At 67.9% G+C, this 13,437-nt stretch carries 10 protein-coding genes; 5 read left to right on the top strand and 5 right to left on the bottom strand.

What is annotated here, in order from left to right; all coding sequences use genetic code 11:
* Position 1: 1 nt before the first annotated feature.
* From M9M90_RS03845 to M9M90_RS03855, 3 genes are read right to left on the bottom strand one after another with little or no spacing between them, the layout of a single operon-like run.
* Entirely contained in the window at positions 2 to 1,894 is a 1,893-nt protein-coding gene (locus M9M90_RS03845) for a biotin carboxylase N-terminal domain-containing protein (protein ID WP_254835844.1), read from the bottom strand.
* Between the two features lie 2 nt (positions 1,895 to 1,896).
* A complete protein-coding gene (locus M9M90_RS03850) occupies positions 1,897 to 3,489 on the bottom strand; it encodes a carboxyl transferase domain-containing protein (RefSeq protein WP_254835845.1) in 1,593 nt (530 codons plus the stop codon).
* Positions 3,486 to 4,643, bottom strand: a complete 1,158-nt coding sequence (locus M9M90_RS03855; protein WP_254835846.1) for an isovaleryl-CoA dehydrogenase — start codon at positions 4,641 to 4,643, stop codon at positions 3,486 to 3,488. Before M9M90_RS03855 ends, M9M90_RS03850 begins: the two co-directional genes overlap by 4 nt.
* A gap of 111 nt (positions 4,644 to 4,754) precedes the next feature.
* Here M9M90_RS03855 and M9M90_RS03860 point away from each other — a divergent pair, with 111 nt between their 5' ends.
* Positions 4,755 to 5,606, top strand: coding sequence for a LysR family transcriptional regulator (locus M9M90_RS03860; protein ID WP_254835847.1), 852 nt, complete (start codon positions 4,755 to 4,757; stop codon positions 5,604 to 5,606).
* On the opposite strand, the gene M9M90_RS03865 is transcribed toward M9M90_RS03860, so the two are convergent.
* Both M9M90_RS03865 and M9M90_RS03870 read right to left on the bottom strand, forming a co-directional pair.
* Entirely contained in the window at positions 5,603 to 6,118 is a 516-nt protein-coding gene (locus tag M9M90_RS03865) for a GNAT family N-acetyltransferase (RefSeq protein ID WP_254835848.1), read from the bottom strand. The two genes, M9M90_RS03860 and M9M90_RS03865, sit on opposite strands and share 4 nt — an antisense overlap.
* Positions 6,115 to 8,250, bottom strand: a complete 2,136-nt coding sequence (locus M9M90_RS03870; protein ID WP_254835849.1) for a winged helix-turn-helix domain-containing protein — start codon at positions 8,248 to 8,250, stop codon at positions 6,115 to 6,117. Before M9M90_RS03870 ends, M9M90_RS03865 begins: the two co-directional genes overlap by 4 nt.
* 158 nt (positions 8,251 to 8,408) lie before the next feature.
* On the opposite strand from M9M90_RS03870, the gene M9M90_RS03875 reads away from it, so the two are divergent.
* The 4 genes from M9M90_RS03875 to M9M90_RS03890 all read left to right on the top strand — a co-directional run bounded on the left by M9M90_RS03875 (position 8,409) and on the right by M9M90_RS03890 (position 13,385).
* Complete coding sequence (locus tag M9M90_RS03875) at positions 8,409 to 8,753, top strand: helix-turn-helix transcriptional regulator (protein WP_254835850.1); 345 nt, start codon at positions 8,409 to 8,411, stop codon at positions 8,751 to 8,753.
* 244 nt (positions 8,754 to 8,997) lie between these two features.
* Entirely contained in the window at positions 8,998 to 12,138 is a 3,141-nt protein-coding gene (locus M9M90_RS03880) for a TonB-dependent receptor domain-containing protein (protein ID WP_254835851.1), read from the top strand.
* An 83-nt stretch (positions 12,139 to 12,221) separates the two neighbouring features.
* Entirely contained in the window at positions 12,222 to 12,722 is a 501-nt protein-coding gene (locus M9M90_RS03885; protein ID WP_254835852.1) for a hypothetical protein, read from the top strand.
* Positions 12,723 to 13,133: 411 nt separating this feature from the next.
* On the top strand, positions 13,134 to 13,385 hold the full coding sequence (locus tag M9M90_RS03890; protein WP_254835853.1) for a hypothetical protein: 252 nt from the start codon (positions 13,134 to 13,136) through the stop codon (positions 13,383 to 13,385).
* The last annotated feature ends 52 nt before the right edge of the window (positions 13,386 to 13,437 follow it).

A 13,437-nucleotide genomic window follows, 5' to 3' on the forward strand; every position in this document is an offset into this window, starting at 1 on the left:
CTCAGTCGTCCTTCGCCACCAGCCGGGCCAGGATCGAGCCCTCGGTGACCTGGTCGCCGACCGAGACCGAAAGCGACTCGACCTCGCCGTCATAGGGGGCGGTGAGCGCGTGCTCCATCTTCATGGCCTCGAGGGTCAGCAGGGCCTGGCCGCGCACGACCATGTCGCCGACCGCGATGCTGACGGCCACCACCTTGCCCGGCATGGGCGCGCGGACCCCGCCGTCGCCGGCGGCGTGGGCGGCGTCGGCCACCGGCGGGCGCCGGGTCAGGACGAAGGCCTCGCCGGCGTCGAACACCACCACCTCGCCGTCATCGGTGAGCAGGACGTTGTCGGTCAGCTCCTCCACTGAGAGCGAGCCGTCGAGGCCCTCTCCGCCCAGATAAAGCCGCACGGTGTCGCAGGGCGCGGCGTTGGCCCGGAAGCCGATCAGCTCATGCCAGGGGGAGGCGGGTTCGTTGGTCAGCCGGTCCTGGCCCATGATCACCGCCGTGGCGGCCGCGGCCAGGGCGGCTTGCGAGGGCAGTGGCTGAGCCGCCAGGGCTTCGAGGCGCGCCTCGATGAAGCCGGTGTCGACCTCGCCGGCGATGAAGTCGGGGTGGTCCAGGCAGCGGGCCAGGAAGCCGGCGTTGGTCTTGACCGGCCAGACCTCGACCTCGCTGCAGGCCTGGGCCAGCAGATCGGAGGCCCCCTCTCGGGTGGCGGCGTGGGCGATCAGCTTGGCGATCATCGGGTCGTAGAACGGCGAGACCTCGCCGCCTTCCTCGACCCCGGTGTCGACCCGGATCAGGTCGTCGGGCAGGTGGAAATGTTCCAGAGTTCCGATGGAGGGCAGGAAGCCGCCGGCCGGGTTCTCGGCATAGAGGCGGGCTTCCACCGCGTGGCCGGTGAGCTTGATCTGGTCCTGGGAGAGGGGCAGGGGCTCGCCCGAGGCGACGCGGATCTGCCATTCCACCAGGTCGACCCCGGTGACGGCCTCGGTGACCGGATGCTCCACCTGCAGGCGGGTGTTCATCTCCATGAACCAGATGCGGTCGGGCTTCAGGCCCTGGCTGGCGTCGGCGATGAACTCCACGGTGCCGGCGCCGACATAGCCGACGGCCTTGGCGGCCTTCACGGCGGCGGCGGTGACGGCGGCGCGGGTGGCGTCGCTCATGCCGGGAGCCGGGGCCTCCTCGATGACCTTCTGGTGGCGGCGCTGCAGCGAGCAGTCGCGCTCATAGAGATGGACGACACGGCCCTGGCTGTCGCCGAACACCTGGACCTCGATGTGCCGGGGCCGCGTGACATAGGTCTCCAGCAGCACGCGGTCGTCGCCGAACGAGGCCGAGGCTTCGCGCTTGCAGGAGGTGAGCGCGGCGGCGAAATCCTGGGACCGCTCGACCTTGCGCATGCCCTTGCCGCCCCCGCCGGCCACCGCCTTGATCAGCACCGGATAGCCGATGCGGTCGGCCTGGGACTTCAGGTGGGCCTCGTCCTGGTTCTCGCCCAGATAGCCCGGGGTGACCGGCACCCCGGCGGCGTCCATCAGCGCCTTGGCGGCGTCTTTCAGGCCCATGGCGCGGATCGCCGAGGGCGGCGGACCGATCCAGATCAGGCCGGCGGCCATCACCGCCTCGGCGAATTCGGCGTTCTCCGACAGGAAGCCGTAGCCGGGGTGGATGGCGTCGGCGCCGGAGGCCTGAGCCGCGGCGATGATCTTGTCGCCGACGAGGTAGCTCTCGCGCGCCGCCGCCGGGCCGATCAGCACGGCCTGGTCGGCCTCGCGGACATGGGGCGCGTCGGCGTCGGGTTCGGAATAGACCGCCACGGTGGCGATCCCCATCTCGCGGGCGGTGCGGAAGATGCGGCGGGCGATCTCCCCCCGGTTGGCGACCAGAATGCTCTTGATCATGGTCACATCCGGAAGACGCCGAACCGGGTTTCCGGAATCGGCGCGTTGAGGGCGGCGGAGATGGAAAGGCCGAGCACGTCGCGGGTCTGAGCCGGGTCGATGACCCCGTCGTCCCAGAGGCGGGCGGTGGCGAAGTAGGGGTCGCCCTCGGTCTCGTACTTGTCGCGGACCGGGGCTTTGAAGGCTTCTTCCTCGGCGGGCGTCCACTTGCCGGCGTCGCGGTGGACGGTGGCCAGGACGCTGGCCGCCTGCTCGCCGCCCATCACCGAGATGCGGCTGTTGGGCCAGGTCCACAGGAAGCGGGGGGAATAGGCGCGGCCGCACATTCCGTAGTTTCCGGCCCCGAACGAACCGCCGATCAGGACGGTGAACTTGGGCACCTCGGCGGAGGCCACGGCGGTGACCAGCTTGGCGCCGTCCTTGGCGATGCCGCCGGCCTCGTACTTGCCGCCGACCATGAAGCCCGAGATGTTCTGCAGGAAGACCAGCGGGATCTTCCGCTTGCAGGCCAGCTCGATGAAGTGGGCGCCCTTCAGCGCGCTCTCCGAGAACAGAACGCCATTGTTGGCCAGGATCGCCACCGGCTGGCCCCAGATGCGGGCGAAGCCGGTGACCAGGGTCGTGCCGTAGAGCGCCTTGAACTCGTCGAAGTCCGAACCGTCGACGATGCGGGCGATCACCTCGCGCACGTCATAGGGCGCACGCACGTCGGTGGGGACGATGCCGTAGAGCTCCTCGGGGTCATAGGCGGGCTCGCGGGGCTCAGCGAGGTCTAGGTCCACGACCTTCCTGGAGTTCAGGTTGGCGATGATGGACCGCACGATGGTGAGCGCATGCTCGTCGTCCTCGGCCACATGATCGACAACGCCGGAACGACGGCCATGAGTGTCGGCGCCGCCCAGTTCCTCAGCCGTGATCACCTCGCCGGTGGCGGCTTTCACCAGAGGCGGGCCGCCCAGGAAGATGGTGCCCTGGCCACGGACGATCACCGTCTCGTCGGACATGGCCGGGACGTAGGCGCCGCCGGCGGTGCAGGAGCCCATGACGCAGGCAATCTGCGCAATACCCTGCGCGCTCATCCGCGCCTGGTTATAGAAGATGCGGCCGAAGTGGTCGCGGTCGGGGAAGACCTCGGCCTGGTGGGGCAGGTTCGCCCCGCCGGAATCCACCAGATAGACGCAGGGCAAATGGTTCTGCAGCGCCACTTCCTGGGCCCGAAGGTGCTTCTTCACGGTGATGGGGAAGTAGGCGCCGCCCTTCACCGTGGCGTCGTTGGCGACGATCATCACTTCGCGGCCCGAGACCCGCCCGATGCCGGTGATGACCCCCGCGCCGGGCGCCTCGTTGTGATAGAGGCCGTGCGCCGCCAGCGGCGCGACCTCCAGGAACGGCGAGCCGGGGTCCAGCAGGCGCTCGACCCGTTCGCGCGGCAGCAACTTGCCGCGCGAGGCGTGGCGGTGGCGCGAGGCTTCCGGCCCGCCGAGCGCCGCATAGGCCGCGCGCTCCCGAAGCTGATCGACCAGGGCGCGGTTGTGGGCGTCGTTGGTCTGGAAGGCCGCTCCGGCGCGGTCGATGGCGGTGGCGAGTTTGGTCATGCGCCCAGCAGTTCCCGGCCGATGAGGAAGCGGCGGATTTCGTTGGTCCCCGCGCCGATGTCGTAGAGCTTGGCGTCCCGGACCAGGCGTTCGACGGGGAACTCCTTGGTGTAGCCGGCGCCGCCCAGGGCCTGGACGGCCTCCAGGCTGACCTTCACCGCGTTCTCGGACGCCAGCAGGATGGCGCCGGCCGCGTCGAACCGCGTGGTGAGCCCGGCGTCGCAGGCCTTGGCCACGGCGTAGACGTAGGTCCGGGCGGAGTTCAGCGCGACGTACATGTCGGCGATCTTGCCCTGCATGAGCTGGAACGAGCCGATGGGTTTGCCGAACTGCTTGCGCTCGCGGACATAGGGCAGGACCACGTCGAGGCAGGCCTGCATGATGCCCAGCGGCCCGGCCGCCAGCACGGCGCGCTCATAGTCGAGACCGCTCATCAGCACGCCCGCGCCGCCGTTCAGCGGGCCCATGACGGCCTCCTCGGGAACCTCGCAGTCCTCGAACACCAGCTCGGCGGTGTCCGACCCGCGCATGCCCATCTTGTCCAGCTTGGGCGAGACGCTGAAGCCCTTCATGCCCTTCTCGATCAGGAAGGCGGTGACGCCGCGGCTGCCTTCGTCGGGAGAGGTCTTGGCGTAGACCACCAGGGTGTCGGCGTGCGGGGCGTTGGTGATCCAGAACTTGGTTCCGTTGAGCACATAGCGGTCGCCGCGATGCTCGGCCCGCAGCTTCATGGAGATCACGTCGGAGCCGGAGCCCACCTCGCTCATGGCCAGCGACCCCACGTGCTCGCCGCTGATCAGCTTCGGCAGGTAGCGGCGCTTCTGTTCCGGGCTCGCCCAGCGGCGGATCTGGTTCACGCAGAGATTGGAATGGGCGCCGTAGGACAGGCCCACCGAGGCCGAAGCGCGGCTGATCTCCTCCATGGCCAGCACGTGCTCAAGATAGCCCAGGCCCAGGCCTCCGAACTCCTCTTCCACCGTGATCCCATGCAGGCCGAGCTCCCCCATCTCCGGCCACAGCTCCCGGGGGAAGGTGTTGGTCGCGTCGATCTGCGCGGCCATCGGGGCGATGCGGTCGGCGGCGAAGCGGGCGGTGGTCTCGCGGATCGCCTCGGCGGTCTCGCCAAGGCCGAACTGGAAGCTTGGGCCGGACATGTTCGATCTGCCTTCTGGAGGGCGGTCTGTACGCAACCTCGCAAAACTAGCGGCTCGTGAACAATCCACAAAATTGAACGTACATGATCGACATGATAGGTTTGATCTATCATGGACCGCTACCTCCTCCGCTACTTCCTGGCGATTGTAGAAACCGGGAATTTCAGCCGGGCCGCGGCGCGGGAAAACGTAGCGCAGCCGACCCTTTCGGCCGGGATCGCCAAGCTGGAGGGACAGCTGCAGGCGCGGCTGTTCGACCGCACCAACCGCCGGGTCCACCTCACCGAGGCGGGCAGCCGGTTCCTGGTTCACGCGCGGCGCATCGAGCACGAGTTCAACCTCGCCCAGGCGGCGGTCTCCGGCGCGGCGCGGCCGGAACAGCTGCGGGTTGCGGTGTTGTCCACCATCCCCACGGCGCTGCTGGAACAGACCCTGGCGCGGCGCGCCGGCGACGAACAGATCGAACTCCTTGAGGGCTCCGAACGCGAGGTGCTGAGCCTGCTGGACCGCGGCCGCGTGGACGCGGCCCTGACCATCCTGCGGCCGGCCTCCGACCGGTTCGGCGCCGAGCGGCTGTGCGAGGAGGGCTACAGCCTGGCCCTGCCGGCCGGCCATCGGCTGGCCCAGGCCGACAGCCTGCGCGGCGAGGAGCTGGCCGACGAGGTGATGATGGTCCGCCGCCACTGCGAGGTCCTGGCCGAGACCAGCCGGTATTTCATCGAGCGCAACGTGCGCCCCTTCTTCAGCTATCGGGGCGTCAGCGACGACCGGGTGATGGGCCTGGTGCGGGCCGGGCTCGGGATCACGGTCATGCCCGACGGGCATCGCGACCCCGGCGTCGCCCGCGTGCGCCTGGAGGGCTTCACGCCGCGCCGCATCCTGGGCCTGGCCTATGCCGATCCGGCCGCGCGCTATCGCACCAGCGGGTTCGTCCAGGCCGCGCGAGAAGTGTTCGCCGACTAGGCCTTCAGGTCGGCGAGCCGCACGGTCATGTAGCGGGCGTCGGGACCGTAGCCGGCGACCTTGGCGGCCAGGGCCGCCGGGAGGTCGGGCGGGTCGGCATAGCCCATCCTGGCCCAGAAGCCGCCGGCGCCCTGCACGGCGATCAGGTCGCCCCGGACGAGGCCAAGCGCCAGGGCGGCGTCGGCGGCCCTTCGCACCAGGGCGCGGCCCAGGCCCAGGCCGCGGGCGGCCTCGCCGATCGCGAGGTCGTGGACGAACCAGTTGTCGCCGGGCGGCGGCGCGCCCAAGGCCGTGCCGATGGCGGGCGGGGCGGCGGCCGGCCAGGGGTGGCTGAGGACGTAGGCCATCAGCCGGTCATCGCCGAACGCCCCCCAGCAGCAGGTGGGGGCGATCTCCAGCCGGCTGACCAGGATCTCAGCAGGCTCGCGATAGAGCGGCAGGTAGACCGCGTCCTGAAGCGCCGCGGCCGCCGCGAGGTCGGCCGGCTTCAGCGGCCGCAGGTCTGCCGTCACCCCACCCGCTCCAGCCGCATCATCCCGATGTCGATATCCATGTGGACCTGGCGGGTATAGATCATCGCCCCCGTCGCGGGATCGATGGCGAGGCCGGAATAGGAGGTGGCGTTGGGCGCCTCCGCGACGACGGTCACCGGGCCGCCATCGACGCTAGAGGTCATGATCACCGGGGTGCGGCCGCGGGGCATGTCCAGCCAGAACTGGCGGTCGCCCTGGACGATCCAGGCGTTGGTGGGGAAGCCCGGGCTGTCGCTCAGCCGCTGGGCGCCGCTCCCGTCGGCGTTCAGCTTCCAGATGCCGGGCATGTCCTGTTTCATGGCCAGCAGGCCCGACGGGGAGGCCCGGACGGCCGTCCAGCCCGGCCCGGTTACGGGCGTGAGGTCTCCGGGCTTGCGGGTGTCCAGGCGCCACAGGCGGCGGACGCCGCCGCGCTTGGCGGCCAGCACCACGGTCTGTCCATCGGCTTCCCAGCTCAGCGAGGTCATCTCGTAGTCGCCGCTCAACAGGATGCGCGGCGGCCCGCCGCCGGCGGCGATCTCGTAGACCCCGTAGCGACCGTGGCTGGCGGCCACGAAGACCAGGCGGCGGCCGTCGGGAGACCAGCGTAGGTCGTCGATGTGCGTGGCCTGGAAGAAGGTCATCTTCTGAGCCGGTTGGCCCGGCGCGCGCGTCCAGACCGAGCGGCCGGCCCGGGTGTCGGCGACGAAGGCAAGCACGCCGGTGGGCGAGATGTCGCCCGCCCACTGGACGCCGGCCTCCTTGGTGATCAGCTCGCCGCCGACCTCCGCCAGATTGGCGCGAACATCGACCAGCTCCATGGCCAGCGCCCCGTTGGCGCCCGTCGAGAGCTTGCGAACCTCGCGCAGCCCCGAGCCTAGCCGGATGGGCTCGCCGCCGTCGCTTGCCACGCTCCAGATTCCGAAATCGCCGCTACGGTTCGAGGCGAAGAACAGAGATCCGCCGCTGGACGACCAGGTGAGACCGGCGACCTCGGCCCCGTCATGGGTGATCCGCCTGGCCGCCCCGCCGCGGATGTCCTGCACATAGATGTCCGACACCCCGATCGCCGCGAGGCGGATGAAGGCCAGGCTGCGGCCGTCGGGCGAGATCACCAGATCGCGATCGCCTCGCATCCATGCCGGCGGCGAGGTGACCGCCGTCACGGTCCCGCCCTCGGCGGCGACGGAATAGATCCGCCGCGCCGCGCTGCGCGTGGGCCGGTCGATGAAATAGAGCCGCGCTCCGTCGGGCGCCCAGACGATCTTCGAAGTCTCGAAATTGCGGCACGTCGCCAGCCGCCGTTCGGGGCCGCTGGGCAGGGTCTTGATGAAGATCTGGCAGGGCGTGTCGGGAACGACGCGGACGAAGGCCAGGCGGTCGCCGGTTGGTGACCAGGCCGGCGAGGTGTCGGCCGTCGGCCCGCCCACCAGGAGGGCGGTCGAACCGTCGCGGATGTTGCGCACGAGGATGTCCTGATCCTTGCCGTCCTGGCCAATCGTATAGGCGACCTGGCCGCCCGACGCAGAGAGGGCGGGCTGGGACTCGTAGGCCAGGGTGTCGGCGACGCTCTCGAAGCCGGCCACCCGCCAGGTTTCGGTTCGGTTCATAAGCCACCAGCCGCCGGCCGCGACCAGCGCCACGGCAAGTGCGCCGAGCGCCAGCAGGGGCAGGTGGCCCAGACGCCGCGCCGAGACCTTCGGCGCCGGGTCGGCCGGCCGCGCGGGCTGGATGTCGGGCCTGTCGACCAGATCGGCGGAAACCAGGCGGTAGCCGACGCGCGGTACGGTCTCGATGACGAACGAGCCGCGGTCGTCGCTCTCGGAAAGCTTTCGCAGGCGTCCGATGCAGCGGTGCAGGGAGTCGTCGGTGACCGACACATCGCCCCAGCAGTCGCGCAGCAGTTCGTCGCGGGACACCACCGCGCCCATGCGGCGAGCGAGCGCCGCCAGCACCTGCATCACGCGCGGTTCCAGGATGTCGATGACGTCGCCGCGACGCACTTCGCGATAGGCCGGGCGCACCCGGAAGGCCCCGAGTTGGAAGTCGTGCTCGTTGGCGAGGTCCAGTCGGCGATGCGGCGCGAAGGTCGTGGTTTCGCCGGTCCGTTGGCTGCCGTCGTCGGCCATCATCGGGCTCCCATCGGGTAAAAATCCGAACTGCGCCCAAGTCTTCCGGGCCCGTGACGCAGAGCCTCGATCTGCGCGGCGCATGGTCCGCGGCTTGGTCTCGAGGCGTTGATGTCACTCATCGATCGCACTCCGCAATTCGCGGTTCCGAGGTGGTTCCAGTGAACCGCCGCATTCCCCGTTCCCCGGACGATATCGAACAGTCGCTGCTCACCGCGATCTCCGATCCTATCCGGCATAAGATCATTGTGCACCTCAGCGCCCGGCCGCTCTGCGTCGGCAAGCTGGCCAGCCGGTTCCCGGTCGTTCGCGCCGCCATCTCGCGCCATCTGAGAGTCCTCCTCGATGCGGGCCTGGTCACCTGCCGGCGCACGGGCTCGCTCAACATCTATTCGGTGCGTCCCGAGCCGCTGGAGCGGCTTCGGACCTATTTCGGCCGAATCTCCTACGAGGCGGCCCGCACGATCGAGGGCGCCGACGGGGATCGGTGGCTGGACGCCGCCTAGATCCCAAGCCCGCACCCAAGGTCGCGTTGGTTACATAGGAAACCATACACAATGTAGGAAGTGTAACAACTGAGGCAATTTCGCGACAATCCGAGTTTAAATCACTTGGCAGCTTGGCCGAGTGCTCAGGGATTCGCGCCTATTATGGACACTATACAGTAACGCGTACGAAAAATTCCAAAACCGACAGGTTGTAGAGACCGCCACAACGGCGATCAACACTGTCATGTCCTGGGGGATATCCATGATCAATCGCAACAACCGCGGGCGCCTATTGGCATCCACGATCCTGACCGGCGCCATTAGCCTGCTCGCGGCCGGAGCCGCCGCCGCGCAGGAGGCGGAGGAAGTTCAGGAAGTCGTCGTCACGGGCTCGCGCATCGTCCGGCAGGACTTCGTGGCCGCCAGCCCCATCACCACGGTGACCGGCGACGCCGCCGTGGCCAACGCCGACATCACCCTCGACACCTATCTGAACACCCTGCCGCAGGTCAGCCCGGCGGGGACGATGACCTCCAACAACCCCGGCAACGCCGGCCAGGCGAACATCGACCTGCGCGGCCTGGGCTCCATCCGCAACCTGGTCCTGGTCGACGGCCGCCGTCCGATGTTCTCGGCCAACACCCTGACGGTGGATGTGAACACCATCCCGCAGGCCATGATCGGCAGCATCGAGGTCATCTCCGGCGGCGCGGGCGCGACCTACGGCGCCGACGCCGTGTCGGGCGTGGTCAACCTGAAGCTCAAGGACAACTTCGAAGGCCTGGACGTGCGCGCCAGCTACTCGGACGCCACCGAGTATCATGACGCCAAGGAGTACCAGTTCTCGGCGGTGCTCGGCGGCAACTTCTCCGACGGCAAGGGCAACGCGATCTTCGGCTTCGACCGGTCGGTCCGCGAAGGCGTGACCAAGGGCCAGCGTCCGTTCGCCGCCCTCGCCACCTCGACGACCGGCACGCCGCCGGCCGGCGCGATCCGCTTCAATTCCAGCAACCCCATTCCGCTCTCGGCGGTCCAGACCCTGTTCCAGAGCTACGGCGTGACGGGCGCGGTGGGCAACGCTTCGGGTTCGCTGGGCTTCAATCTTGACGGCAGCCTGTACTACGCCGGGGTGGCCAACAATCCGACCCTGCAGGTCCAGAACTTCAAGTATCCGATCGACGTCAACGTCAACACGCGCTTCTACCCGGACTTCTACAGCTACAACTTCGACGCCCCGAACCTGCTGACGCTTCCCATGGATCGCTACTCATTCATGACGAAGATCAATTACGAGTTCGACAGCGGCGTGGAGGTCTTCGCCCAGGCCGGCTGGACCGAGTACACCGCCAACACGGCCCTGGCGCCCACCCCGATTCCCACGGTCAACACCGCGGCGATCGGCACGGCCACCAACCAGCAGGTCGCCTCGGCCCTGGTCATGCCGGGCCAGAACGTCGGCAACAGCCTCGTCGTGCCGGTCACCAACCCGTTCATCCCGAACGACCTTAAGGTCCTGCTGGCCGCGCGGACCGGCGACGACCCGAAGCTGGTCGGCGCGGGCGCCAACGAGCCCTTCCTGTTCGGCTTCCGGCCGCTCGGCTTCGGCGCGCGGACCTCTCAGTTCCAGAACACCGTGGTCCAGTTCATGGGCGGCGCGAAGTTCCCGATCGGCGAGAACTGGAAGGGCGAGGGCTATGTCAGCCAGGGCCGGACGGAGATTGTCCGGACCCAGTTCGGCAACATCGACACTCAGCGTCTGACCGACATCCTGGGCGCCCCCGGCCAGAACCCGGCGGGCTCCGACGGCGCCTGCGCGACCCAGAACTTCTTCGGCGACCGGGGGCTACAAGGCTCCTGCCGCACCTATCTGGAATCGCCGGTCACCCGCAGCGAGCTCTATGAGCAAACCATCGGCCAGTTCTTCATCAGCGGCGACCTGTTCGAAGCGCCAGCCGGCGCCGTTCCCGTCGTCCTGGGCGTCGAGCATCGGGAGCTGGAGTACAGCCTGCGGTTCCTGTCGAATCCAGGTCCGTTCTCGGGCTTCAACGTCGGCGATCCGGAAGCCGGCGCCAGCACGTTCAACGACATCTTCGCCGAGGCGCTGGTCCCGCTCGTCAAGGATCTGCCCTATGTCGAGAGTCTCGAACTCGGGCTTGGCGTCCGCTATTCCAAGGCGCAGTTCGAGGACTTGCTAACTGGGAACAAGACCGACACCCGCGGTTCGTGGACCTACAAGGCCGAGCTGAACTGGAAGGCTACCGACTGGGCCCGCATCCGCGCCTCGTATCAGCGCGCGGTTCGTGAGCCGAGCTTCGCCGAACTGTTCGTCGGCACGGCGTCCGCACCGCAGATCCTCGATCCCTGCTCGGCGTTCACCAACGCCTGGAAGGCCTCGGGAACTGGGCCGGGCACTCTGCGCGGACTCTGCGCGGCTCAGGGTGTGTCGGCGGCCGGCGCTCCGACCGCGCCTGGCTCACAGGCCAACATCGAACTGTCGGGCAATATCGATCTTGCTCCTGAAAGCGCCGACACCCTCACGATTGGCATCGCGCTGTCCTCCCCCTGGGAAAACCAGTGGGCGAGCCGCCTGCGGGGCTCCATCGACTACTACCGCATCAAGATCGCCGACCCGATCATCCTCTTCGACACCAACACGGCGCTCGCTGCCTGCTTTAACTACTTCGGCACCAACCCGACCTATTCCAACAGCTATCTCTACTGCGCCGGTATCGCCCGGACCGGCGGCAACCTGACCGGCGCCAGTATCAACAACCCGGCTACGACGGACCCGGACCAGGCGTGGCCATTGGAGAACGGCGGCCTTATCGATACCTCCGGCCTCGACTTCCAGATCGACTATGGCTTCGATTGGGAGTGGTTCGGGGCCCCAGACTGGATGGGTTCCATCCAGGCCAACCTCCTGCTGACCCACGTGCTGGAATACAAGCAGGCTGACCGGTCCGACCTGCCGGCCGTCGACTTCACCGGCACCATTTCCTACTTCGGCGCAGGCCTCGGCACGAGCTTCCCCGACTGGAAGGGGATGCTCAACGTCCGCTGGAAGCTCGGCGAGATCGGCGTGTCGGGCTACACGACCGACGCCTTCAGCCTCGGCGCCCGCGTCCGCTACATCGACGCCATGGAGAACCGCCAGTTCCGGCAGTACGAGGGCGAGACCTTCCTCGGCACGGCCGGCGTCCCCTCCAACGTCCCGGCAACCTACTACATCGACCTGGACGCCACCTGGGGCATCACCGACAACGTTGAGCTCAAGCTGGGCCTGAACAACGTGGCCGACCAGCAGCCGCGTCTCTACGCCCCGAACGTCCAGTCCGGCACCGACCCGTCCAGCTATGACGTGATCGGCCGCCGCGCCTTCGGACAGATCAAGCTCCGCTTCTAAGGTCCAAGAGGCCCTCTCCGGGGCGGCGGCTTCCCCTCCGCCGCCCCGACTTTTTCCCTGAACGCCCACCGGGAGGCCCGCCCTTGACCACAACCAGCGCGCATTCACCCAGGCGCGTCCTGCGCCCGATCGAAGCCATTCTGGGCGCCGGGTTGCTCGCCGCCGTCCTCGACATCGCCAATCCGATCATCATCTGGGGCCTGAAGGGCGTGCCGGCCGAGCGCATCCTGCAGTCAGTGGCCAGCGGCTTGCTGGGCAAGGCGGCCTTCGCGGGCGGGGCGGCCACCGCGGCCCTGGGCATGGCGGCCCACACCCTGATCATGCTGGGGGCGGCGACCGTCTACTATCTCGCCAGCCGCAGGCTGCCGGCCATGAACCGCCATCCCTGGATCGCCGGCCCGGCCTTCGGGTTCGGTTTCTACTTCTTCATGAACTACCTGGTGGTTCCGCTGTCGCAGGCTGGCATGAAGCCGCCGCACGGCTGGTTCCCGGTGCTCAACCAGATGTTCTGCCACCTGGTTCTGGTGGGCCTCACCTTCTCGCTGATCATCAGCCGGGCGCGGAAATCCGGCGACCCAGCCTAGCGAAACCGGCGATATCACGGTATCCGACCCCGCTAGGCCCAGGCGCGAATTTCAGCGCCTGTCGGTAGGTGACTGGCCGGAACCTGCCATGGTCGCCACCTGCGCCCCGTATCTCGTAGGCGCCCTGCCGCCCACATAGCCGGCCGGTTGTGTGGGCGCGCAGCCAAATCTGGCTGCCCAGATCATGAAGCGCAGGCTGAAGATGTCTCCCAGATCAGGGCGGACCATGCGTCAAGCTTGACAATTACGGAGACAGGCAGTGTCTGTACTCAGAATTAGAGTAAACAAGCGTTGCTATAGGTATCGTGGTTAGTATTCATTTACCAAGACTCCCAATAGATCAAGTATTATTGATCGGCGAACATTGTTTTTGGTGATATGACTTCCGGGCGTTTCTTGGAGGAAACACCCATGACTGCCGCTGCCACTACAAAGGGGCGCTATGCCCAAATGAGTCTGGTCAAGGGGCTAGACAGTTCCGTCCTCAAGGTCTCGACCCCGGGGGACTTCGTCGACAAGGACTTCAGCATCGTCAGCAAGTCGATCCTGGAGCTGATCCACAAGCATACCGGCTGCAACTGCCTGTCCGGCCGGATCAAGGTCGTGATCGAGGACGATTTCGAGGACGTGATCCGCGTCGATCTCGGCCAACGCTTCGGCTGACGTCTCCGGCCCCGCCCTCGACCCGCGAAGGGCGGGGCCGGATCCTTCAATT

Origin of the sequence: Phenylobacterium sp. LH3H17, from assembly GCF_024298925.1 — a bacterium.
Taxonomy (GTDB): Bacteria; Pseudomonadota; Alphaproteobacteria; order Caulobacterales; family Caulobacteraceae; genus Phenylobacterium.